General features: G+C 70.8%; 20 protein-coding genes. 10 read left to right on the top strand and 10 right to left on the bottom strand.

Annotated elements, in window-relative coordinates:
- From VZL07_RS18590 to VZL07_RS18570, 5 genes are all read right to left on the bottom strand, one after another.
- Window positions 1–2,619, bottom strand: a complete 2,619-nt coding sequence (locus VZL07_RS18590) for a TonB-dependent receptor domain-containing protein (protein WP_426756920.1) — start codon at window positions 2,617–2,619, stop codon at window positions 1–3.
- 39 nt (window positions 2,620–2,658) lie between these two features.
- A complete protein-coding gene (locus VZL07_RS18585) occupies window positions 2,659–3,462 on the bottom strand; it encodes an OmpA family protein (protein ID WP_426756919.1) in 804 nt (267 codons plus the stop codon).
- A gap of 131 nt (window positions 3,463–3,593) precedes the next feature.
- Entirely contained in the window at window positions 3,594–4,148 is a 555-nt protein-coding gene (locus VZL07_RS18580) for a chalcone isomerase family protein (protein ID WP_426756918.1), read from the bottom strand.
- A gap of 278 nt (window positions 4,149–4,426) precedes the next feature.
- Complete coding sequence (locus VZL07_RS18575; protein ID WP_426756917.1) at window positions 4,427–5,431, bottom strand: 3-oxoacyl-ACP synthase III family protein; 1,005 nt, start codon at window positions 5,429–5,431, stop codon at window positions 4,427–4,429.
- A gap of 105 nt (window positions 5,432–5,536) precedes the next feature.
- A complete protein-coding gene (locus VZL07_RS18570) occupies window positions 5,537–6,451 on the bottom strand; it encodes a hypothetical protein (RefSeq protein ID WP_426756916.1) in 915 nt (304 codons plus the stop codon).
- A 167-nt stretch (window positions 6,452–6,618) separates the two neighbouring features.
- On the opposite strand from VZL07_RS18570, the gene VZL07_RS18565 reads away from it, so the two are divergent.
- Window positions 6,619–8,835, top strand: a complete 2,217-nt coding sequence (locus VZL07_RS18565; protein ID WP_426756915.1) for a molybdopterin oxidoreductase family protein — start codon at window positions 6,619–6,621, stop codon at window positions 8,833–8,835.
- Here VZL07_RS18565 and VZL07_RS18560 read toward each other — a convergent pair.
- Window positions 8,771–9,817, bottom strand: a complete 1,047-nt coding sequence (locus VZL07_RS18560) for a lysylphosphatidylglycerol synthase domain-containing protein (RefSeq protein ID WP_426756914.1) — start codon at window positions 9,815–9,817, stop codon at window positions 8,771–8,773. The genes VZL07_RS18565 and VZL07_RS18560 overlap by 65 nt on opposite strands.
- Before the next feature lie 757 nt (window positions 9,818–10,574).
- On the opposite strand from VZL07_RS18560, the gene VZL07_RS18555 reads away from it, so the two are divergent.
- A complete protein-coding gene (locus VZL07_RS18555; protein WP_426756913.1) occupies window positions 10,575–10,985 on the top strand; it encodes a hypothetical protein in 411 nt (136 codons plus the stop codon).
- 81 nt (window positions 10,986–11,066) lie between these two features.
- Entirely contained in the window at window positions 11,067–11,453 is a 387-nt protein-coding gene (locus tag VZL07_RS18550) for a hypothetical protein (RefSeq protein ID WP_426756912.1), read from the top strand.
- Between the two features lie 55 nt (window positions 11,454–11,508).
- Here VZL07_RS18550 and VZL07_RS18545 read toward each other — a convergent pair whose 3' ends face one another.
- Window positions 11,509–12,345 (bottom strand): hypothetical protein, encoded by an 837-nt coding sequence (locus tag VZL07_RS18545; RefSeq protein ID WP_426756911.1) that lies wholly within the window; start codon window positions 12,343–12,345, stop codon window positions 11,509–11,511.
- Window positions 12,346–12,734: 389 nt separating this feature from the next.
- Between VZL07_RS18545 and VZL07_RS18540 the strand changes: the two genes are divergently transcribed.
- From VZL07_RS18540 to ureG, 6 genes are all read left to right on the top strand, one after another.
- The gene (locus VZL07_RS18540; protein ID WP_426756910.1) at window positions 12,735–13,112 is read left to right on the top strand and encodes a PilZ domain-containing protein; all 378 of its coding nucleotides are present in this window, start codon (window positions 12,735–12,737) and stop codon (window positions 13,110–13,112) included.
- Between the two features lie 135 nt (window positions 13,113–13,247).
- Window positions 13,248–14,000 carry an urease accessory protein UreD gene (locus tag VZL07_RS18535; protein WP_426757318.1) on the top strand — a complete coding sequence of 251 codons (753 nt, stop codon included), beginning with the start codon at window positions 13,248–13,250 and terminating at the stop codon, window positions 13,998–14,000.
- Window positions 14,001–14,047: 47 nt separating this feature from the next.
- Window positions 14,048–14,818, top strand: a complete 771-nt coding sequence (ureA, locus tag VZL07_RS18530) for an urease subunit gamma (RefSeq protein WP_426756909.1) — start codon at window positions 14,048–14,050, stop codon at window positions 14,816–14,818.
- Complete coding sequence (ureC, locus tag VZL07_RS18525; protein ID WP_426756908.1) at window positions 14,815–16,530, top strand: urease subunit alpha; 1,716 nt, start codon at window positions 14,815–14,817, stop codon at window positions 16,528–16,530. Before ureA ends, ureC begins: the two co-directional genes overlap by 4 nt.
- An 11-nt stretch (window positions 16,531–16,541) precedes the next feature.
- Window positions 16,542–17,204 carry an urease accessory protein UreF gene (locus VZL07_RS18520; protein ID WP_426756907.1) on the top strand — a complete coding sequence of 221 codons (663 nt, stop codon included), beginning with the start codon at window positions 16,542–16,544 and terminating at the stop codon, window positions 17,202–17,204.
- Window positions 17,205–17,216: 12 nt separating this feature from the next.
- On the top strand, window positions 17,217–17,951 hold the full coding sequence (gene ureG / locus VZL07_RS18515; RefSeq protein ID WP_426756905.1) for an urease accessory protein UreG: 735 nt from the start codon (window positions 17,217–17,219) through the stop codon (window positions 17,949–17,951).
- A gap of 63 nt (window positions 17,952–18,014) precedes the next feature.
- On the opposite strand, the gene VZL07_RS18510 is transcribed toward ureG, so the two are convergent.
- The 3 genes from VZL07_RS18510 to fdhA form a co-directional block, all read right to left on the bottom strand.
- Entirely contained in the window at window positions 18,015–20,078 is a 2,064-nt protein-coding gene (locus tag VZL07_RS18510) for a hypothetical protein (RefSeq protein WP_426756904.1), read from the bottom strand.
- 191 nt (window positions 20,079–20,269) lie between these two features.
- Window positions 20,270–21,103, bottom strand: coding sequence for a hypothetical protein (locus VZL07_RS18505; protein WP_426756903.1), 834 nt, complete (start codon window positions 21,101–21,103; stop codon window positions 20,270–20,272).
- Between the two features lie 142 nt (window positions 21,104–21,245).
- A complete protein-coding gene (gene fdhA, locus VZL07_RS18500; RefSeq protein WP_426756902.1) occupies window positions 21,246–22,445 on the bottom strand; it encodes a formaldehyde dehydrogenase, glutathione-independent in 1,200 nt (399 codons plus the stop codon).
- Window positions 22,446–22,612: 167 nt separating this feature from the next.
- On the opposite strand from fdhA, the gene VZL07_RS18495 reads away from it, so the two are divergent.
- Entirely contained in the window at window positions 22,613–23,959 is a 1,347-nt protein-coding gene (locus VZL07_RS18495; RefSeq protein ID WP_426756901.1) for an erythromycin esterase family protein, read from the top strand.
- The last annotated feature ends 74 nt before the right edge of the window (window positions 23,960–24,033 follow it).

Raw genomic sequence — 24,033 nt, 5'->3', positions numbered from 1 at the left:
TCAGAAGCTCCCCCGGACGCCGAGGACGGGAAGGATGGGCAGTCCCTCGAAGTAGGCGCTCTGGGTGTAGTTGTAGTTGTAGGCGATGCCTTCCACCGCCGGGTTGTTGTACGCGTTCGTGAGGTCCAGGTAGACGTCCAGCGTCCACTTCTCGAAGGCGAAGTTCTTGTCCACGCGGATGTCCAGCTGGTTGAAGGACGGCAGCCGGCGGGTGTTCACCGCCGCGTAGAGTGGAATGAAGACGTCCGTCACGTCATCGCGCACCGAGCCCACCACCGGCGTCGTGGGATTGCCCGAGGCGAAGCGCAGGCGCGCGCCCACCTCCCAGCCCGCCGGCAGCTTGTAGGACGCAATCGCCGTCAGCACGTGCGTCTGGTCATTGTCGAAGAGGCGCCAGCGCGCGCCCGGCGCGTCCCTGCGCTCGCTGCGGCTGAGCGTGTAGGAAACCCAGCCGAAGAGCCGCTCCGTCAGCGCGCGGCGCACCAGCACCTCCAGGCCGTAGATGCGCCCCACCCCGCCGTTGCTCAGGCGCTCGGGCACCCGCTGGCCGCCACGCACCACCGTGGCGTCGGAGCGGACGATGAGGCCGTTCAGGTCGTTGTAGAAGACCTCGCCGCTGACGAACCACTCCGGCCGGGCCTGCCACTCCGCGCCCACGCTGTACTGGAGCGAGCGCTTCGCGCGCAGGTCCGGGTTGCCGAAGGCCACGCTGGGCTCGTCCTGCACCGGAGGCCCGTGGTAGACGCCCGCGCCGCCCTTGAGCGTCAGCGTGTCCGTCAGGCCATAGCGGACCGCCAGGCGCGGGTTGAGCGTGCGCCGGGGCGTGGTCTGGTCCGTGAAGACATAGCTCTCCGCGCGCAGGCCCGGCACCAGCAGCAGGCGCGGCACGGGCCGCCAGCGCGCCTCCACCCAGGTGGACGGGAAGTACTGGAGGAGGTCTCCATCGGCGGTGAGCACGTCCTCGGTGACGGTGGGGGTGGGCGGCTCGCCCTCGCGGGAGAGGCCCTGGATGCGCGCGTTGACCTTCGCGAAGTTGCTCACCACGTCGATGCCGCCCGCCAGCGTGAGCGGCTCACCGAAGGCGTACTCCAGGGTGGAGCGCAGGTTCAGGTCCGTGGAGGCGATGCGCAGGCCGCGGTCGCCGATGCCGAACTGCACCAGCGTGTTGCCCACCAGGGCATGGGTGTCCAGGGTGAGCGCGTCCGCGCGGTACTGGTGCCGCAGGCGCAGCTGGTTGAAGCCGGTGGTGGCATTCAAGGCCCCGGTGACGGTGGGGTCGTCGTCCGATGGCCGGTCGAAGACGAGCCCCAGCCTGTCTCTCGAGGTGAGGCCCTGCAGCGTGAAGGTGTGGCGGGAGCGCGGCTTCCACACCAGCTTGAGCTGCGCGTCGTAGTAGCGCGGCGCCACCTGGAGGCTGGGGCCGCTGTCGCCCTCGGGCACCAGGCCCAGCACCAGGTCGATGTACGAGCGGCGGCCGGCCACCGTGAAGCCCAGCGTGTCGGTGATGGGGCCCTCCACCACGGCGTTGGACTCGAGGAGGCTGACGCCGACGATGGCATGGATGCGGTCCATGCGCGGCTCGCGGCTGCGCACGTTGATGACGCCGCCGGTGAGGTCGCCGTAGTACGCGGAGAAGTTGCCGGGCAGGTAGTCCACCGCCTCCAGCAGCTCCGAGTTGTAGACGGAGGTGAGGCCGCCGAAGTGGTAGAGCAGCGGGATTCGCAGGCCGTCGAGGAAGACGCCGGACTCCTGCGGCCCGGTGCCGCGGATGACGAGCTGGCCGCCGTTGAACGCGGGCCGCGCCACGCCGGGCAGGTTCTGCACCACCTTCAGCGTGTCCCCCTGCGTGCCGGGCACGCGCTGCACCTCCGCGAGCTGGAGCGTGGTCTGCGTCACCTCCTTGCGCTCGCGCTCGCTGCGCACCACCGTCTCGAACGCGCCGAAGATGCGCTTGCGCACGTAGTACGTGGCGCGCGTCTCCTGGCCTTCCGTGAAGGTCTCCTGGGTGCGGAAGCGCTCGTAGCCGCTCTGGACCACCAGCACCTCGTGCGTGCCCAGGGGGATGCCGCGGAAGGAGAAGCGGCCCTCCTCGTCGGTGACGGCGGAGCGCTCCAGCGCCGGCAGCACCACCTCCGCGCCGATGAGCGCGTCCCGCGTGCCCCGCTCCAGCGCCCGGCCGCTGAAGTTCACCGGCGCCTCGGGCGCATCGGCGGCGGCGTCCTCGCCCTCGGGTGGCGGCGGCGGACGGAAGACGAACTGGTAGGCGTATTCGATGCGCACCGGCGCGGGGACGCCGTCCACCTCGGCGGGCTCGAACTGGAACTGGCGGACCGCCTCCACCGCGGCCTCGTCGAAGCCGTGGCCCGCGGGCCGGGACACCTCGACGTTCGAGACGGCGCCCGTCTCCGAGATGTCGACCCACATCACCACCGTGCCCTCCAGCTGCTGGGCGGCGGCTTCCGGCGGGTACGCCGCCTCCACCTGGCGCAGGAGGGCGGGCGGCTTCGTCAACACGCCAGCGGGGGCGCCCGCATCGGCGTCGGCGGGGACGCCCGCGTCCTGCTGGGCAGGCGCCCCGGTGGCGGCAAGAAGACAGAGGACTGCGGCGAGGATTCTCATGAGGGGCGCGGCGCTCCCGCGCCCCTCCTAGTGCGGCGCCTACTTCGGCGCGAGCACGATTTCGATGCGACGGTTCAGACTGCGATTCTCCGCCGAGTCGTTGGGCGCGATGGGCTGGTACTGGCCGTAGCCCGCAGCGGAGAGGAACGTTGGGTCCACGCCAGCGTTCTGGAGTGAACGCACCACCGCCATGGCGCGCGCCAGGCTCAGCTCCCAGTTGGTGGGGAACTGGCCGCCACCGGTGGGCACGTCGTCCGTGTGGCCTTCCACGCGGATGATCTTCCCCTGCACCGTCTTGAGCGCGTCGGCGATCTTCTTCAGCGCCTCGTCGCCCTCCTTGCCCACCCGGGCGGAGCCGGAGGCGAAGAGAATCTTGTCCTTGAGCTGGACGGTCATCTTGCCCTTGAGCTCGGACAGCTCGATCTTGCCGTCGGCAATCTCCTGCTTGAGGCTCTGGGCGAGGTTCTCGTACTCGGAGCTGCGCTTCTCCAGCTCCTCCTTCGCCTGGGCCAGCTTCTTGGTGTTGCGCGCCAGCTCCTCGTTGAGGGCGGTGAGCTGCGCGTTCTTCTCCTCCAGCGCGCGGCGCTCCGCGGCATTGGCGGTGAGGCGGGACTCGGCGGTGGAGAGGCGGGTGTTCAGCGCCTCGCGCTCCTGCTCCAGCGCGGCGACCTTCTCCTCCAGCTCCTTCACCTTGGCCTCGGCGGCCTCGCGCGCGCCCTTCTCGTCATTGAGGCCCTTGGCGAAGTTCTCCGCCTCCAGCGCCTTGGCGTCGTACTTGCCTTGAGAGACGCAACCCGTGGTGGAGAGCGCGACCAGCGCAGCCAGAACCAAGCGATTCCGCATATGTACGTGTCCTCCTGACACCGATGAATGAAGCGCCAGCCTACCGCTGGCCCTGCTCCGGGTCAGGAAGAACCTCGCATTTATTTTGACCTGCAACGACTAGGCGGCCGATAGGCAGTCAGGCATGGCAGTCAGCGCGGAAAAATAGGATGTGAGTCGAGCCAGACGGAGAAGAGCGCATCCGCGAAGGACTTGCCCGGGATGAAGACGCCGCCGCTGGCCTCACCGCCGACCTCGAGCCCGACGTCGGGCGTGTAGGTGATGACGAGGTCCTCGCCCTTCTGCACGTCCCTGAGCGACGCGAGCATGATGCTCAGGTGGTCCGCCAGGGGGCCCTGGCGCAGGTCCTTGTTGTGCTGCAGCCCGTCCCGGAAGCTGTCGACGAGCTGGTCCCGGGAGATGTTGCGCAGGAAGCGGAAGTGGAGCCGCTTCACGGAGTTGGAGGCAATGGCCTCATGCGTGGAGCGAGGCCGGTCCTCCATGTAGAGGCTCCAGACGTAGACCTTGAAGAAGAGCTGCTTGTGCAGCTCCATGTGGGCGAGCTCGACAGTGCGCCCCTTGAGGCTCAGCGACTCCGGCATGTGCACGCCGCCGACCTGCTTCTGCCCCGCCTGCGTGGCGCCCGCGGCGAGCAGCATGCCCACCACGAGACACCGCAGACCTCCACCCCACGCTCGATTCCGCATGCGCCCGACCCCCGACCCCAGACCCCACTGAATCCGGCAGGACACACGCTGCACACGGTCCCCGGCACCGCCAACGCCCCCAAGGGCCGCGCTGTGTGGCAGTGGACGGCTGCCCCACCCCGGTGGATCAACGGCGCGCGTCGGCCATGACAGGAGTGGAGGCTGCCCCCGGGGCCCACCACGGGTGATGGCCATGACCGCGGAGGGGCTCGCGGGCTGGCCCTGCACCGGCGCGGGCCGTGCGGCTCACGCCGTGAGCCTTCACCGGACCGGGGGGCTCACGGCGTGCCCGTGCGCTCCAGCAGCGCGCCCGCCCAGGTCAGGCCGCTGCCCACGACGCTCAGCACCACCGCGTCTCCCACGGAGGGGTCGTCCCAGTGCTCACTGAGGACGCTGGGCGCACCCGCGGCGCCGGTGTTCCCTCGCGCGTGCACGTTGTAGAAGTGCCGCGCATCCGGCACCTCGCACCGTCGCTGCACCGACTCCAGCATGCGCAGGTTGGCCTGATGCCCGATGAAGGAGACGCTCCCGGCGCCCTTCTCCGGGTGGCGCTCCAGATAGCGCGTGCGCAGCGCCTGGAAGGTCTCCCCCGCGCGGCGGATGGCGAACTTCTGCACCTCGCCGCCCTGCTGGGTGAAGTGCCCCACGCGAGGCACGCGCACCTTGTCCGCGCCCGCGGGGTCCCCCGCCAGCAGCGTCTCGGTGATGTGCCAGCGCCCCGGCACGCGCGGCGACAGGATGGCCGCGGACGCGCCGTCCCCCCACAGCACCGCGCTGGAACGGTCCGTGTAGTCCACCACGCGCGTGGAGTTGTCCATGTTCACGACCAGCACGTAGCCGGGCAGACGCTCCGGCCGCATGCCCGTCAGGAAATGGAGCTGCGTGCAGAAGGACGAGCAGGCGCTCTGCAGGTCCACCGCCGGGGCGTCGATGTTCAGCAGCTGCGCCACCCGGTTGGACTCGGCGGGGATGCACTCGTCCGGGCTGCACCCGCCCGCCACCACCAGGCCGATGTCGGACGGCTTCAGCCCGGCCCGCTCCAGCGCCATCAACGCGGCCCGCCGCCCGGTCTCCGCGTTGCTGAAGAGCGCCGCCTCCTGTGCCGCGCGGACGTCGCGGTTGCGCGTCTCCCGGAGGTAGTCCAGCGGCAGCACCGTGTGCCGCGTCCGGATGCCCACCCGCTCCACTATCCACGTGTCGTTGGTCTCGAGTCCCAGCTCCTCGAAGAAGGCGTTGGTCAGAAGGTTGGGTGGGTGGAAGTGGCCGAGCGCGTGCAGAAACATTCAAAACCCTCTAACCGCTCAGCGTGGCAAATCTCTGTCAGCCCTCTGTCACGCCCCCGCCCCAGTGGAGAGCGGACGGCCCACCGGGCCGGCTGACGCAAAGCGTCACCCCTTCGAGTCAACCCTTCGATTGGAGAGGCGCAGCCGCATCTCCCCTTCGCCCTTGCCCTGGATGCCTTGCGCCGCCTCGTCCTCGGTGAGCGTCAGCTGCACCGGCCCGGACAAGGTCAGCTCCAGCAACTGGATGCCATTGGCAAGCACAGACATCTGTCCCTTCAGCGGAATGGTCATCAAGAAGGGCGCATCCGCCTCCCGGCGCGACATCGTCATCGACACGTCGAAAACCCCCACCGTCCCCTCCGGCGCCTGACGAACCTCCACCAGTTGTGCGCGCGTGTGGGTGACCTGGGTGTCGTCACCTTGATCGCCCACCATCTGCTGCCCGAGCAGGCCGGAGAAGCCGTCCACGGTGGAGCCCACCACGAAGGACTTCCCCGCGAAGGTCGCCTCCATCAGGTCGGGCTTGCCCAGCTCGGGAAGGTGCTCCTGCACCTCCTGGAGCTCCGCCTTGGAGGCAGGATTGCCGGCCGCGTCGGTGATGACGAGCTGCCCCTTCTTCAGCTCCGCCAGGTAGGTCTTCCCGCTGATGGGGCTCACCTTGCGCTGGGTCTCCCCCTTCTCCTGGGACACCTCACTCACGTCGCCAAAGGCCATCTTCACCTTGTTGATGACGTTGCCTCGCGCCGCCACGGTGGTCACCGTGTGGCGGCTGGTCGTCGTCACCAGCATCTCCACCGAGAGGGGCTCCGGGATGTCGTCGGAGCGGAGGTCGAGCGCCAGCCGCATGTTCACGGCGCTGTCCACTTCCCTCGCGCTGCCCACGCGGGCATTGCTCCGCTTGAACTGGATGGAAGCGGGCCTGGCCGCGGCGGGCCGCGCGACGCCCTCCGCCTGGGCCCGGGCGGCGAGCGGCGCGAGCGAAAGCCCCATGGAGACGACGAACGGAAATACGCGATGCATGGACTGCCCTCCCTGTGCCGCCATCCTTCCACGGGCCTCCTTCGGGTGTGCCCCTGAAATCGTGCAGTCCCCCAGGACGCGATTCGTCTGAACCCAGACGGATGCAGCGGCGGCCCGCGCCCGCCACGTGGCGGGGGCCCGAGCGGCGCGCGCTACAGTTCGAGCGCATGAGCGCCACCGCCTCGCCCCAGGTCCACTTCCGCACCTGCAACCTCTGCGAGGCCATGTGCGGCCTGCGCATCGAGCTGGACGCCGGGCGCATCACCTCCATCCGCGGCGACGCGGAGGACCCCTTCAGCCGGGGCCACCTCTGCCCCAAGGCCCTGGCGCTCCAGGACCTGCACGAGGACCCGGAGCGCCTGCGCCATCCGATGCGGCGTACCGCCCGCGGCTGGGAGCGCGTGTCCTGGGACGCGGCGCTGGACGAGACCGCCAGACGCCTGCACGCCATCCAGACGGCGCATGGCCGCGACGCGGTGGGCGCGTACCTGGGCAATCCCAACGTCCACAACCTGGGCAACATGATGTTCGGGCCGGAGCTCCTGCGCACGCTGCGCTCGCGCAACCGCTTCTCCGCGACGTCGGTGGATCAGCTCCCCCACCAACTGGCCGCCTTCCTGATGTTCGGGCACCAGCTGCTGGTGCCCATCCCCGACATCGACCACACCCACTACATGCTGGTGCTCGGCGCCAATCCCCTGGCGTCCAACGGCAGCCTGATGACGGCGCCAGACGTGCGCGCGCGCCTGCGGGGCATCCAGCAGCGCGGCGGCCGCGTGGTGGTGATGGACCCGCGCCGCACGGAGACGGCGGCCATCGCCGACACGCACGTCTTCATCCGCCCGGGCACTGACGCCCTCGCGCTGCTCGCCCTGCTGCATGTGGCGGTGGTGGAGCACGCGCCGCGCCTGGGGCCGCTCGACGGATTCACGGACGGCCTGGAGACGGTGTGCGAGGTGGCCCGCGACTTCTCTCCCGAGAAGGTCGCGCCCCACACCGGCGTGCCGGCGAAGACGCTGCGCCGCATCGCCCAGGACTTCCTGTCCGCGCGGGCCGCCGTCTGCTACGGCCGCATGGGGCTGTCCACGCAGGCGTTCGGCGCGCTCTGCCAGTGGCTCATCACCGTGCTCAACGTCGTGAGCGGCAACCTCGACCGGCCCGGGGGCGCCATGTTCACCCTGCCCGCGTTCGACATCATCGGCGGCCCCAAGGCGCTGGGCATGAGCCCTGGCGGCTTCGGCCGCTGGAAGAGCCGCGTGCGCGGGCTGCCGGAGTTCGCCGGCGAGCTGCCCGCCGCCGCGATGGCGGAGGAGATGCTCACCCCGGGCCCGGGCCGCATCCGCGCGCTGCTCACGGTGGCGGGCAACCCCGTGCTGTCCACGCCCAACGGCGCGCGGCTGGAGCAGGCGCTCGCCGGCCTGGACTTCATGGTGAGCATCGACCCGTACCTCAACGAGACGACGCGCCACGCGCACCTCATCCTCCCGCCGGTGTCACCGCTGGAGCGCAGCCACTACGACATCGCCTTCCACGCGCTGGCGGTGCGCAACACCGCGAAGTACTCGCCCGCCCTCTTCGAGCCCGGCCCCGACGGCCGCCACGACTGGCAGGTGCTGCTCGCCCTCCAGCACCGGCTGGCGACCTTGCGCCGGGGCCGCCCGTCCCTGCGCGCCACCCTCAAGTACCAGGCCCTGTCGCGGCTGGGACCGGAGCGGCTGCTCGACCTGGGCCTGCGGCTGGGCCCCTACGGCGCGCGCCACCCGATGGCGAGGCAGGGCCTCACCCTGGCGAAGCTGCGCGAGGCGCCCCATGGCATCGACCTGGGCCCGCTGCGGCCCTGCCTCCCGAAGCGGCTGCGGACGAAGGACGGCCGCATCCACCTGGCGCCCGCGCCGCTGGTGGCGGACGTGCAGCGGCTGCGGGAAGCCTTCCCGGACGCCGCTTCCGCCACGCCCCGAGACAGCGGCGATCTGCTGCTCATCGGCCGGCGGCACCTGCGCGACAACAACTCGTGGATGCACCACGTGCCCGGCCTGGTGAAGGGCAAGCCGCGCTGCACGCTGATGATGCATCCGGAGGACGCGGCCCGCCGCGAGCTGACCGACGGCATGACGGCCACCGTCACCTCGCGCGTGGGCACGGTGACGGTGCCCGTCCAGGTGACGGACGAGGTGATGCCGGGCGTGGTGAGCCTTCCCCACGGCTACGGCCACGGCCGCGAAGGCACCCGGCTTCCAGGGGCCACCGCGCACGCGGGCGCCAGCCACAACGACCTCACGGACGAGCGCGCCGTGGACGCGCTCTCTGGCAACGCCGCCTTCAGCGGCACGCCGGTGCGGGTGCTGCGGGCAGGGGCGCCGGCTGCCGCCACACCAGCGGGGTGAGCGCGCCAATCACCACGAAGAGCAGCTGCACCAGGTGGCCCAGCAGCGCCACCGACATGGCGCGCGCGGCCGTGGTGTCCAGCACGCCCGCCGCCAGCGCGAAGGCCCCGTCGCTCACCCCCACCTGCCCCGGGACGAAGGAGCCCACCGCCAGCGCGCACAGGTAGAGCCCCTGGGAGAAGAAGGCCTGCACCAGCGAGGTGTCGATGCCCACCGCGTGTGTCAGCACGCCGTACTGCGCCACCTGGAAGAACCGGCTGCACAGGAACGCGCGCATGGGCGGCCAGGGCAGCAGCGAGCCACACCGCGCGGAGGCCTGGAACTGCTCCGCGTGAAGCGCCCAGCGGCTGAAGCGGCACGCGAGCCAGGCCCCCGGCCGCTTCGCGCGCATGCAGGCGCGCACGCCCAGGGACAGCAGCACCAGAAGCACGCCGTGCGCCAGCATGAGCACCGTGAAGAGGGACATGCCTGTCAGCAGGTATGACGCCAGCGCGCAGGGGAACGAGATGAAGCCCCCCGCCGCCAGGGACGCGGACTGGGACGTGGCCGCCGCCGCCGTGGCGGTGCCTCCTCCCATGTAGGGGCTGAGCAGCGCGGCCTTGGTGGCCTCCGCCGCCGCGCGGCCCGCCGGGGCCATGCTGGAGACCGCGGTGCCGATGAGCTGGGCACGAGCCAGGACGCGCCAGGGAACGCGCGCTGCGCCCGGACCGTAGGAGCGCCGCGTGGCCAGACCGTCCATGCACTGCCGCCCCAGCTCCAGCAGCACCACCCACGGAAGCCAGGGCGCCGCGCCGGCCAGCACCTCGCCCAGCTCCCGGGGCCCCGCGTTCCGGATCAGCAGCGCCAGCGTTCCCACGCCCACCAGCGCGAAGGCGGGCCTCAGTCCCACCACCAGCCATCGCTTCAGGACCCGCTGTGGCGCCGCCTGTCTCGCGTCGCCGACTGGCTGGGCCAGGGACAACTCCCCGTGCGCGTTGCTCACCGTCGACCTCCTCGCCGTCCCGTTGCCCGAAGCGAAAGGTGGGCAGTGAGGGCGCCGCTGGCGAGTCCCGTCTGTCCGCCTGCACCCGCTTGGGCGGCGCGCGCGTCCAGCCGTGGACACGCACCACCAGATGCCTCGCCTCTGGAGACGGGATGCGCGGCGGGGTGGTTGCCTGGACGCTCGGTGCCGCCCGCCGCTCACGCCCAGGGCGCCTGGAACAGCTCCGCGAAGCGCAGCGCAAGGTCCGGGCGCCGCACCATCAGCGCGCCACCGCCGCCCGCCCCTCGACCGCCGCACCACAAAGCTACAAAGAAGTCATACGGCATTCCCTTAAGACAACCATGCCCCCATGGCGTGACTGCAACGCAAAGTGTTTCAATTCCTCTCCAGCTCCACCGCCTCGCGAATGGGGCCTGGAACCCTGGAGGGGTCGAATGTCACCTATGACGCGTTCGGTGAAAGCCTTGCTGGCGCTGGTGAGCGGAGGACTCGTGGCTTGCGGTCCGGTGGATGCGACCGAGCAGGAATTGACATCCACAGAGGGGAACCTGCAAACATGTCTATACGCTCGCGGGGAATCCCATGCCTCTCAGGAAGATGCCTGTCATCAGGCGCTGACCCAGGCTCCCGGCCTCTGCGCGGACCGGGGCGGCGTGAGCTACGTGGCCCCCTGCATCTACGCTGACTTCCCGAACCCCTGGGTCGGCGTGCACTACGTCTGTTGCAACCAGTAACCCTCACCAAGGAGAAATACCTCATGAAGCAGACCTTCGCTGTGCTCGCGGCCGTCATCGCCTCGACCCTGGTGGCCTGTGGCGGCGTGGAGCCCGTCGAGACGCAGGAGCAGCTGGGAGAGGACTCGAGCGCCCTCGTCTCCTGTTCGACGTCCTGCTCCGACGGAAGCACCCTGTCGTGTACGGGCACCACCTGCTCCGCCGCGGATGGCGACCACGTCCAGTGCAACGGCAACTACCAGTACTGCCAGGTTTCGCCGCCCCCGCCCCCGCCCGACTGCACGAACCCGCGGGACATGTGCGTGAACATCAATGGCACCCGCTGCGCGACCCCGGGCACCTCGCGCGACTGCTGCGTGCCGGGCGTGCCGACCGGCGGCTGCTTCTGCCGGTCCAACGGCACGTGGATCTGCACCATCCCCGCCGAGCCGTAGCACGCCCCCGGAGCGGGCGTGCCCGACGCGCCCGCTCCCCCTCCACGTCAGCCGCGCCGCGCGCGTCACGGCTTGAACGCGATGTCGCTCCGCCATGCCTACGGCTGCACGCCCTCCATCATGTCCCTGTACTTCGCCAACACCCTGGTGCGGCGAGCGGGACTGAAGCCGGCCTGCATCCTGCTGTCCACGGGCGGGCTCCGCTTCCAGAAGAAGCACGACACGCCGGCCCAGGTGCTGTCGCGCGACGCCACGGACTCGCACCTGCTGCTGAAGCAGCACGTGGAGGCGCTCGAGCGCGGCGAGCCGCCCGCCGCCCAGCCCATCGACGTGCGCACGGCCCGCCCCCCCTACCGCTCATGGCCGGAGCATGAAGAACTGCGCCGCTTCCAGGCCCTGGGGAGCGTCTTCTGGCGGGCGCCCGACTTCCGCCGCGTCCTGGGCTTCGAAGACGTGAACGCCGGGTAGGGCATCAAGCCCCACCCGGCGTCAGTCCCCCCTGGATGCAATGACGGACCGCGGGCTACTTGCCGCGGACGATGGACTCACCCTCGATGGTGAGGGCGTTCGCGGCGGCCGTCAGGTCGATGGCCGAGAAGCTGGTGTACGGGTAGTGGCCGTCGCCCACCTCCTCGACGAACTCGACGTAGTCACCGCGGACGATGCGGCCGTCGAAGTTGAAGGTGAAGGCCCCCGGCGTCTCGCTGCGGATGCCCCACACGCAGGCGCCCGGGGTGATGGTGGCGCCGGACTTGTTGTGACGCGCGAAGACGAAGTCGTTCTCGTTGCGGAAGTGGACGTCAAACCGCGTGAGGCGGATGTGGATGTCGTACCAGGACGCGTCCGGCGGGAACCAGAGGCCGCGGTTGATGTGCCGGAACTGAAAGACGCCGCCGCTGTACACGTCCATGCTGTAGGTCGAGCCGCCCGGCATGCCGGTGAACTGCGGCGCGAACGTCATCCGGCCCGTCTCGTTGTTGACGCTCACCTGGAGGGAGCTGACCACCTGCTCTCCATCACGCGCCGCCAGGGCAAAACCCTGATTGGCCTTTCCGAGGCCATCGAAGGTGACCGTCTGCTCCCAGCTCACGGCACGCGCGAAGCTGCTGGAGACACCGTCGTTCGCCGCGTCCGCCAGCCCGGTGACGGTGACGGCCTTCTCGGTGCGCGCCAGCTTCGCGTTGCCCGTCGCGCAGTTCAGGACACCCCCGAAGCCCTCGACGCACTGCTGCTTCGAGGGGGCCTCCTGGGTCGAAACCTTGTCAGCCTCGGCCGGCTGCGCCTCCTCGCCCTGGCAACCGGCGGCGGTCAGGCTCAGGAGTGCGGCCGCCATCAGGCGGCCCGTCAACTTGATGCTCATGGAAGAAAAACCTCTCGTTGGGGGATGACGACTGCCGGGTCTGCTGAAGACCCGGGCGCCCCCATTGCACTCGGCGAGCCAGGGCGCCCCCGACACGGCGCTCGCTCGAAGAGGGCACCGGGACTCCCGCCCGGACCGGAGGATTTCGTAGCGCGACAGGTCACAGTCTCCCGCACGCAGTAGCGGCCCGCGTCACACCCGGGCGCCCGCGCAACCCGCCCCGAGCGGACTTTCCCTGACGCCGTGCGGGTCCGGCACGACACCCGCCCACGGAGGACGCTGCGGGCTGGGGAGGGGCCACGAGTTCGTCACAACCCGCCATATCCCCTATGCTGAGCGCCAGTCGCCCGGGAACCCGGCCGGATTTCTCTCCCGGAGAAGGCTGGACGATGAACAGCGCAAGCGTGAATGAATCTCCCGTGGATCGCCGCCGCTTTCCGCGGCTCGCGGCCCCGCTGTATGCGCGGCCCGCGCGGCTGCGGAGGCGCGTGGACAAGCAGCAGGTGCTCGACGCCAGCCTGGGAGGCGTGCGCATCTACTCCGACGAGCAGTACACCCAGGACTCCGAGCTGGAGCTGGACCTGTTCCTGCGCGACGGCACGTCGTTGGAGTGCAAAGCACGCGTGGCCTGGACGCGGAAGCTGCCCAAGGACGGCGTGGCCCGCTTCGAGGTCGGGCTGGCCTTCACGGACATGCCGCCGCTGGCCATGGAGCGACTCAAGTCCGTCCTCGTGTCCGATGAGGATGGAGGTCCGGGCGGCGCCTAGGGCCGGCGTTGTGCTCCAGCCGCGACTGCCGCAGGCTTCCTCCCCGTGAGGGCGCCCGAGCAGAGCGAGTCCGAAGAACCGCGGCGTGCCGGGCGAGCGAGGCTGGCCTTCGAGCGCGCCGGTCCACGTACCGTCATACGCAACGCGCTGGCGCACAGCCCGCTCCGGCTGCTCACGCCCCGCAACCACGGCCACGCTGCGTGGGCCTACACCAGCGCGTTCGGCGGCGGCCTGGTGGATGGCGACCACCTCTCGCTGGAGGTGGAGGTCGCCCCTGGCGCCACGGCGCTGCTCGCCAGCCAGGGCGCCAACCGCGTCTACCGCTCGCCCCAGGGCTGCCGCACCGACGTGGTGGCGCGCGTGGACGAGGGCGCGCTGCTGGCCTTCGTCCCGGACCCCACCGTGTGCTTCGCCGGCGCCCGCTATGCCCAGACGCTGGACGTGCGGCTGGCGCCGGGCGCCTCGCTGGTGCTGGCGGACGTGGTCACCTCCGGCCGCAGCGCCCGTGGCGAGCGCTGGGCCTTCGCGCGCTACGACTCGACGTTGCGCGTGCGCGTGGGGGGGCGTGCGCTCGTGGACGAGCGCTGGCTGCTGGACCCGCGGCATGGTGCCCTCCCGGAGCGATTGGGCCGCTTCGACGCCCTGGCCACGGTGCTGCTGGTGGGCCCCGCGCTCGCGGCGGCCCGCGCACCGCTCGCCGCCCGGCTCTCCGCGCTGCCGGTGACGCCGCGCGCCGAGCTGGTGCCCACCGTCAGCCCGCTGGGCGAGGACGGCCTGCTGCTGCGCGCGGCGGCCGTCTCGGTCGAGGCGCTGTTGCGCACCACACACGACTGGCTGTCGTTCCTCCCCGGCCTGTTGGGTGATGACCCCTGGGCCCGCCGCGCCTGAGCGGCCCTCCCTTGGAAGCCCTTGACGCGGCGCACTAGGCTGACGCCGTGCACCTGTCCCCACGCGATGTCGACAAGCTGCTGCTGCATCAGGCCGGCTTCCTCGCCCAGAAGCGCCTCGCGCGCGGGGTGCGGCTGAACTACCCGGAGGCCGTGGCGCTCATCGCCACCCAGCTCCTCGAGTTCATCCGCGACGGCAGGGGCGTGGCCGAGCTGATGGACCTGGGCCGCCAGCTGCTGGGGCGCGCACAGGTCATGGACGGCGTGCCGGAGATGCTGGCGGAGGTGCAGGTGGAGGGCACCTTCCCGGACGGCTCCAAGCTGGTGACGGTGCACCACCCGGTGGTGGCCGAGCACGGCAACCTGGAGCTGGCGCTGTACGGGAGCTTCCTGCCCGTCCCTCCGCTGGAGCGCTTCGGCGCGGTCCCGGCGCGGATGGAGGGCCGCCCCGGCGAGGTGCGTGTGCAGCCGGGTGACATCCTCCTGAACGACGGGCGCGACACCGTCACCCTCGGCGTCACCCACCGGGGAGACCGCCCCATCCAGGTGGGCAGCCACTACCACTTCTTCGAGACGAACCGCGCCCTGGTGTTCGACCGCGCCCAGGCCTACGGCCGCCGTCTCGACATCCCCGCTGGCACCGCGGTGCGCTTCGAGCCCGGGGAGCGCAAGACGGTGCAGCTGGTCGCCATTGCCGGTGACTCGGTGGTGCGCGGCGGCAACGCGCTGGGCAGCGGGAAGGTGACGCCCGGGGGCCGCGAGCGCGCGCTGGAGGCCGTGCGCGCCCAGGGCTTCGGCCACGAGGAGGAGCGCTCATGAGCCGGAAGATGGACCGCCGCCACTACGCGGACATGTTCGGCCCCACCACGGGAGACCGGGTGCGGCTGGGAGACACCGGGCTGTGGGCGGAGGTGGAGCGCGACGCCACCGTCTACGGCGACGAGTGCAAGTTCGGCGGCGGCAAGGTGCTGCGCGAGGGCATGGGGCAGCAGGCCGGCGTGGGCGACGCGGAGGCGCTCGACTGCGTCATCACCAACGCGCTCATCATCGACTGGACGGGCATCTACAAGGCGGACATCGGCATCAAGGGTGGCCGCATCGCCGGCATCGGCAAGGCGGGCAACCCGGACGTCATGGCCGGGGTGACGCCGGGCATGGTGGTGGGCGTCACCACCGAGGCCATCGCCGGCGAGGGCCTCATCGTCACCGCGGGCGCGCTGGACACGCACATCCACTTCATCTGTCCCCAGCAGGCGGACGAAGCGCTGGCCAGCGGCGTCACGACGTGGGTGGGCGGCGGCACCGGGCCCGCCACGGGCACCAAGGCCACCACCTGCACGCCGGGCGCGTGGAACATCCATCGGATGCTGGAGGCCACGGACACGATTCCGCTCAACATCGGCCTCACCGGCAAGGGCAACACGTCCCTGCCGCAGGGGCTGGTGGAGCAGATTCGCGCGGGCGCCATCGGCCTCAAGCTGCACGAGGACTGGGGCACCACGCCGGCCGCCATCGACACCTGCCTCACCCTGGCCGAGGGAGAGGACGTCCAGGTCACCATCCACACGGACACGCTCAACGAGTCTGGCTACGTGGATGACTCGCTGGCCGCGTTCAAGGGCCGCACCATCCACACCTACCACTCCGAGGGCGCGGGCGGTGGGCACGCCCCGGACATCATCCGCGTGTGCGGCGAGCCCAACGTGCTGCCCAGCTCGACCAACCCCACGCGCCCGTACACGGTGAACACGCTGGATGAGCACCTGGACATGCTCATGGTGTGTCACCACCTGGACCGCGAGATTCCCGAGGACGTGGCGTTCGCGGAGAGCCGCATCCGCGGGGAGACCATCGCCGCCGAGGACATCCTCCATGATTTGGGCGCCATCAGCATCATGGCGTCCGACAGCCAGGCGATGGGCCGCGTGGGCGAGGTCATCTGCCGCACGTGGCAGACGGCGCACAAGATGCGCGAGCAGCGCGGCCGTCTATCCGAAGAGCGCGGCGACAACGACAACCTCCGCATCCGCCGCTACGTGGCGAAGTACACCATCAACCCCGCCATCGCCCACGGCATGTCCCACGAGGTGGGCTCGGTGGAGGTGGGCAAGCTGGCGGACCTGGTGCTGTGGAACCCGGCCTTCTTCGGCATCCGCCCGGAGCTGGTGGTGAAGGGCGGCTTCATCGCCTGGGCGCAGATGGGCGACGCCAACGCGTCCATCCCCACGCCGCAGCCCTACATGATGCGGCCCATGTTCGGGGCGCGGGGCCGCGCGCTGGGCGCCACCAGCGTGGCCTTCATCTCCCGCCGCGCCTTCGCCGAGGGCACGGTGAAGGAGCTGGGCCTCACCAAGCGACTGGTCGCGGTGAGCGACTGCCGCAACCTGGGCAAGAAGGACATGAAGCTCAACGACGCGATGCCCACCCTCACCGTGGACCCGGAGACCTACGAGGTCCGCGCGGACGGTGAGCTCCTGCGCTGCGAGCCCGCGAAGCGCCTGCCCCTGGCGCAGCTCTACTCGCTGTTCTGAGGGCGCGAGGCATGGGCTCGACGTGGCGGGTGCTGCAACTGGCGGACTCGGGCTTCCCCACCGGGGGCTTCGCGCACTCCAGCGGGCTGGAGGCCGCGGTACAGCAAGGGGAGGTCCGGGGCGCCGCGGAGCTGCGGCGCTTCGTCCGGGACCTGCTGTGGCAGACGGGCCACGGCGCGCTGCCGCTCTTGAGCGACGCCCACCGCGAGGCGGCGTCACTGGCCGCGCTGGACGCCCGCGCGGAGGCGTTCCTCTCCAGCCACGTGGCCAACCGCGCCAGCCGGACGCAGGGCCGCGCCTTCCTGGACACCTGCGCCCGCATCTTCCCCGCCGCGCTGGGGCCGGTGCGCGAGGCTGCCCGCGCGGCCGGGCTTCGCTTCCACCACGCGCCCCTGTTCGGCGCGGTGCTGCGCGCGCTGGACGTGTCGCTGGACGACGCGCAGCAGCTCTTCCTGTCCCTCACCTTGAGGGGCGCGCTGTCCGCGGCGGTGCGGCTGGGCATCGCGGGCACGCACGAATCCCATCAGCTCCAGCACCAGGCCACGCCCCTGCTGGACGATGTGCTGGCCGAGTGCGCGGGGCTGGGGGTGGAGGCGCTGGCACAGCCCTCGCCCCTGCTGGACCTGCTCGGCTCCACGCACGACCGGCTCTATTCCAGGCTCTTTCAGTCCTGAGGTGAAGCGCACATGCACGACGACCACCGCGGCCACGGACACGACGACGACCATGACCACGAGCACGAGGAGTGGGACCACCCGGGCCACTACCACGAGCGCGAGGAGCCCCGGCGGCGAGACTACCAGGCGCGCGCCTTCACCATCGGCATCGGCGGGCCGGTGGGCAGCGGCAAGACGGCCCTGGTGCTGGCGCTGTGCCGCAAGCTGCGCGAGCGGTACCGCCTGGGCGTCGTCACCAACGACATCTTCACCCAGGAGGACGCGGAGTTCCTCGTCCGCAACCAGGCGCTGTCTCCCGAGCGCATCAAGGCGGTGGAGACGGGCGGCTGCCCCCACGCGGCCATCCGCGAGGACATCAGCCACAACCTGCTGGCGCTGGAGCAGCTCATGGAGGAGCTGTCCCCGGAGCTGCTCATCGTGGAGAGCGGCGGCGACAACCTGGCGGCGCAGTACAGCCGCGAGCTGGCCGACTACACGGTCTACGTCATCGACGTGGCCGGCGGAGACAAGGTGCCGCGCAAGGGTGGCCCCGGCATCACCCAGTCCGACCTGCTGGTCATCAACAAGACGGACCTGGCGCCCTTCGTGGGCGCCGACCTGGGCGTCATGGACCGCGACGCCCGGAAGATGCGCGGCGACGGCCCCTTCGTCTTCACCCAGGTCACCAAGGACGTGGGCGTGGACGCCGTCGCCGAGCACCTCCTCGGCGCGTGGCGGAAGCACACGGGGGCCCGGGCGTCCTGAGCCCGTGCTGCGACCGAACGCTCGCGGCGACACCTTCTTGCCGCGAGCGCCCCTGCGTCACGTTCAGCGCGCGCGGTTCAGCGGGGCGACGACGTCCACCGGGAAGGTGCCGCGCCACAGGAGGCCGTACTCGTCCTTGTAGATGTCCAGGTCCACCGTGTGGCGGCCACGGGCGCCCTGCGGAATGGACTTGGTCATCGTGAAGGTGAAGTCGCCGCCCGGTGGCAGGTTCACGCCCCAGTCGGAGAAGGCGGTGTCCCAGCCCTCCGGCAGGTTGGAATAGAAGTCGTACCAGACCCAGTTGCAGCCACCGGAGTCGTTGTTCGTCACGTGCACCGTCCAGGTGACGTCCGTGCCCGGGGCCGCCGTCCCGGACTGGGGAGACACCGTCACCGTGGGCGCCGCCGTGAGGCAGCGCTCGACGACCTCGATGAACGCCGTGCGATGCACCGTGTGGCCGTCCCGCGTGACGGACATCCCCACGTCATACCTCCCCGGCGTCGCGCTGTAGGGCGTGTACGCCTGGAGCCCCAGCGACAGCGAGGTGGACGCGGCGACGGTGGTCTGCGCGGGCATCCGGTCGGAGCCCCACCCCTCCGGAAGGAGGGTGGCGAGCTGGAAGGTGGACGGCTCGCAGGCCGGCGAGTCGTGGTTGATGAGCACGACCTCGAACTCCGGCCGGCCCCCAGGCCAGGTCGTGGGCGCGTAGGACGTCACCTGCACCTCGTGCGGCATGCGGACGCAGGCGGACTGGCGGTACGCGATGCTCACGGTGAGGCCCGCGGTCGTCGCGGCGTCCACCGTCACGGAGAGGTTGCTGTACGGGTCGTCCCACGTCGTGCCCGGTAGCAGCGCCGGGTCGTACCAGGACGCCGTCTGCGGCGTGAAGTCGAGCAGGTGCGAGCCATCCCGCGTCGACGCATCGTCGTAGTGCACGAGCGCCCCGCCGAACACCTGCGGCGCCAGCGTCGCCTCATAGGCGCCCACGGGCTGGCGATACTCCAGCCACAGCCAGTCGCTGCTCCCGGGCCGCCGCCGCACCTTGAGCGCCTTCAACCCGCCGGACGCCACCACCGGAGACAGGGTGAAGGTGCCGCCCACGCCGTCCACCTGGGCCACGGCGGCCGCATCCAGCCAGCCGATGCGCGCCTTCTGCGGCGCCGCATAGTGGCCCAGGTTCCACCGCCCCATCGTGGAGAAGTAATCCCCGTACTCATCGATGATGCCCGGGTCCCCGGGCAGGCCCAGCGGCTCCGCGCCGAAGTCGCGCGAGCTCGCGTGCCCCAGCGTGAGGTTGTGCCCCGCCTCGTGCGCCACCAACTCCACGGCGCTGTCGTGGGACATCATGGACTCCGCCACCAGCCACGCGGTGGAGGCCGTCACGGTGCCATCCTGCGTCTGCACCTGACCGCAGGACAACGTGGCCTGGCCCGCGTAGAAGCAGCCCGCCTGCGGCCGGGGGTGGACGATGAAGATGCGGTCGTACTGCGTGAAGTCCACGTCCGCGTCCACCGCGCGCACCGCCGCGTCGCGCATGGCCGCCGTCTCACTGCACGAATAGGCGCGGTCCAGCGTGTACCAGCCCACCACGTCGCCCGTGGTGGTGGTGCGGCCCTCGGAGACCTCTCTCCAGTATTTCGCCAGCGAGCGGCGCGTGTCGGAGAAGAACACGTCGTGAACGCCCTGCTCGGTGATACCGGGCCGGGCCATGCCGGGGAACTCCGTCAGGATGACCAGGCTGCGCTGGGTGCCGGTGACACCACATCTGCTCGCCTCGCTGAGCGAGGACGCCGCATGCGTGTCCACGTCCACGCGCTGGGCGACGAGCTGACCGCCCTGCTCGCGGCCGTGCACCTTCACCTGGAGACCACTGCGCAGCCCCGATGGAGCGCCCTTCTCGAAGACCACCTGGCGGCGCTGGTTCCCCGCCGTCACGAAGTACTCTTCCCACGACGCGGCGGGCGCAGGCGGGTCCACCACCACGACCTCCAGCTCGCCTTCCCATGACGTCTCTCGGCTCACCGCTTCGTGCGGCGGCGCGGCGCCCGGTGACACCTCCTCGTCGGAAACCTGCGCGCTACAGGCCGCGAGCCACACGGCCGACACCATGCTCCAGGTGCGGGACATTCTTCCTCCGGCAAACGGGCTACCGGAGCGGGAGTGCCACCGGTGACCGCCGCCGCGGCGTTGTGCCCTGCGTGCCGCGGGCCCGCAACGCTTCCCGGACGCAGCAACGAGGAATTCACGCAGGCGCCTGGCCAGCGCTGGCGACCCCACCCCGGCTCTTCACAGGGGTTCGACGCCGCGAGGCTCTCGACTCAGGGAAGGTCCACCGAGCTGCCGTAGTTCACGTCCCAGTCGGCATGGCCGAAGATGTAGAGCTCGCCGCCCAGGCGCGGGTCCAATCCCAGGGGCCCGAGGTTCTCGACATCGGGCGCGTCCTTGAGCTGGCTCAAAGGCCCCACGCCGAAGTGGCGCCCCAGGCTCCAGTCGGTGTCGTGCGCCATGGCGATCTTGCTGATGGGCGACGGGTACTCACCGCCCGGCAGGATGTTGGGGCCGTTGCCCGCGGTGCCACCGAAGGGGTCGAACTCCATCCACCAGCTCGCGGGAATCTGACCACCGGTGCGCGCGCTGGCGGCCTCCGCCCAGGCGACGTGCGCCGGCGAGCCGTAGTAGCCCTTCGCCTCGGACCACTCCTGGAGCGAATCGTAGCCTGCGGCCTTCATCTCATCGCCGTAGGCCTTCATGTCGTCCGCGTGCTTCTGCGCCGTGGCGCGCGCCAGCTCCGCGTCGAGCTTCTCGGGTGGGATGCCCAGGTCCAGCGGCTTCACGCTGATTTCGATGTGGTGGCGCACCGAGACGCCAAAGGGGCCCTGGGTGACACCCGTCTCCACCTGGATGGTCTTCTTGTCGGAGGCGTCGCGACCCGCCTTCGCCGCCACGGACTGGGCGGACGCCGCGCCGTCCAGCGACACCGGCGCCCGCGCCGCCGCCTTCGAGAGGTCGAGCCCATCCAGCGCCTGGTAGGGATTCCGAAGCGCGTTGGCCTGCTGGCGTGGCGCGTCACCCGTGGAACGCCGGGCCGTGTCGTTCTGGGCGCGGACAAGTGGCCTCGGAGTGGACGCGACGGGCCTGACAACCTTGGACATGAGGGGCTCGGGGGCGTTCTCCAGGGCGGTCCGCCCCAGGTCCCTGAATTATCGCTCCGAGCCCCCGGAAGTTGACTGCTGGGATGCACGGCCCCCGTCCGGCGGAGTCGAGCCGGAGGGAGGCCGTGCGTACCGCGCCGAATCAGGCCGCCTTCTTCAGCATCCCGTTCGGATCGATGACGTACTTGCGCGCCACGCCCGTGTCGAACTCGTGGTAGCCGCGCGGCGCACTGTCGAGCGTGATGACGGTGGCATTCACAATCTTCCCGATGGGCAGCCGGCCATGGAGGATGGCCTGCATCAGCTGGCGGTTGTAGCGCAGCACTGGCGTCTGCCCCGTGGCGAGCCGGTGGGACTTGGCCCAGCCCAGGCCGAAGCGCATGCGCAGGTTGCCGTGCTGGGCGGCCTCGTCCTTCGCGCCCGGGTCCTCCGTCACGTACAGGCCGGGGATGCCGATGGCGCCCGCCGCCCGCGTCACCGCCATCAGCGAGTTGAGCACCGTGGCCGGCGCCTCCGTCGAGCTCTTCGCGCCGTGGCCGCGCGCCTCGAAGCCCACCGCGTCCACGGCGGCGTCCACCTCCGGAACGCCGACGACGGCGGCAATCAGCTCCTCCAGCTTGTCGCTCTTCGTGAGGTCGATGGGCTCGAAGCCGACGGACTTCGCGTGCGCCAGCCGCTCCTGGTTCATGTCGCCAATCATCACCACCGCCGCGCCCAGAATCTGCGCGGACGCCGCCGCCGCGAGCCCCACCGGCCCCGCGCCCGCGACGTACACGGTGGAGCCCACGCCCACGCCCGCGCTGACGGCGCCGTGGAAGCCGGTAGGCAGGATGTCCGACAGCATGGTCAGGTCGAGAATCTTCTCCATCGCCTGGGCCTTGTCGGGGAAGCGGATGAGGTTGAAGTCCGCGTAGGGCACCATGACGTATTCGGCCTGGCCGCCCATCCAGCCGCCCATGTCCACGTAGCCGTAGGCGCCGCCCGCGCGGCCCTCGTTGACGTTGAGGCAGACGCCCGTCTGCTGCTCCCGGCAGTTGCGGCAGCGGCCACAGGCGACGTTGAAGGGCACGGTGACGAGGTCGCCCACGTCCAGGTACTCGACGTCCTTGCCCTTCTCGACGATTTCACCGGTGATTTCGTGCCCGAGCACCAGGCCCTTGGGCGCCGTGGTCCGGCCGCGCACCATGTGCTGGTCCGAGCCGCAGATGTTGGTAGAGACCACCTTGAGGATGACGCCGTGCTCGATGGGCTTTCCCTTCGGGTTGGCCAGCTTCGGGTAGTCGATGGATTGCACCTCCACCTTGCCGGGACCGAGATAGACGACGCCGTGATTGCTGGGCATGGACGGAATCCTCCTGGAGCTGCGATGCCTGCCTAAGGCTGGGGACCGGCCGCGGCACTGGCACGCACCGGCGCTAACGCAACGGAGGGGGTGCCTTCCTGTCCGCCTTCCGGGCTGCGGAGGAGGCTACGTGGCTCGCGCGCTCCGTCCGCCCCACCTTGTAGGGCATGGCTTCAATGAAGGAGGACGCCCCAGAGGTCTCGGCCGCCTTGCTGGATGGCCTCCGAGCCGCCGCGCTTCCTGTCACGGGCCGCGCCTCGGACCTGGACCCGCTCATCGAGAGCATCGGCGATGCCCGGTTCGTCCTGCTGGGCGAGGCCACGCACGGGACGCATGAGTTCTACCAGGCGCGCGCCGCCCTCACCCGCCGCCTCATCTCCGAGCACGGCTTCCATGCCCTGGTGGTGGAGGCCGACTGGCCGGACGCCCTGCGCGTCAATGCCTTCGTCCGCGGCAACCGCACGGACACGAGCGCCGGTGCCGCCCTGGGCAACTTCCAGCGCTTCCCGCGGTGGATGTGGCGCAACCGGGAGGTGGAGGAGCTGGTCACCTGGATGCGCGCCCACAACGCGACCGTGCCGCCACCGCAGCGTGCGGGCTTCTACGGCATGGACCTCTACAGCCTCCACGCCTCGCTGCGCGAGGTGGTGGACTGGCTCGACTCGGTGGACCCGGAGGCCGCGCAGCGCGCCCGCCAGCGCTATGCCTGCTTCGACAGCTTCGGCTCCGAGCCCCAGGTCTACGGGCAAGCCACGACCTACGGCCAGGCGGAGTCCTGTGAGGAGCAGGTCTGGGCCCAGTTGCTGGAGCTCCAGCGGCGAAAAGCGCGGGGCACCGAGGACGCGGACGCCCGCTTCCATGCCGAGCAGAACGCCCGGGTCGTCGCCCACGCGGAGGCCTACTACCGCGCGGTGTACGCCGGCCGGCACGAGGGCTGGAACCTGCGCGACACGCACATGGCGGACACGGTGGACGCGCTCGCGGCGCACCTGTCACGGGACGGCACGCCCGCTCGGCTGGTCATCTGGGCGCACAACTCACATCTGGGCGACGCCCGTGCCACGAGTATGGGCGAGGAGGGCGAGCTGAACCTCGGGCAACTGCTGCGCGAGCGCCACGGGGCGGCCACGTACAACGTGGGATTCACCACGTACACCGGCGTGGTCATCGCCGCGCACGTGTGGGACGAGCCGGGCCTGCGCCGCCGCATCCAGCCCGCCATGGCCGGCAGCTACGAGCGGCTGTTCCACGAGGTGGGCCTGCCCGCGTTCCTGCTGCGCCTGCGGGAGCTGGGCGAGGCGGCGGGCGGCCTGCACGAGCGCCGGCTGGAGCGCGCCATCGGCGTCGTCTATGCGCCGCGCACCGAGCGCTGGAGCCACTACTTCCACGCGAACCTGCCCGCGCAGTTCGACGCGGTCCTGCACTACGACGAGACCCGGGCGCTGCGACCGCTGGACGCGGATGCCGGCCACGAGAAGGAGGACGCGCCGGACACCTACCCCTTCGGCTTGTGAGGAGCGGAGTGAGGTCCACGGTCCAGGTCCGAGCCCATGGGCCGTGGCCACCTCACTCCATTCCTCTCCCGAAG

Source organism: Pseudomyxococcus flavus (assembly GCF_050038885.1).
Taxonomy (GTDB): domain Bacteria; phylum Myxococcota; class Myxococcia; order Myxococcales; family Myxococcaceae; genus Myxococcus; species Myxococcus flavus.
This window is presented reverse-complemented; position numbering and strand designations above follow the sequence as displayed.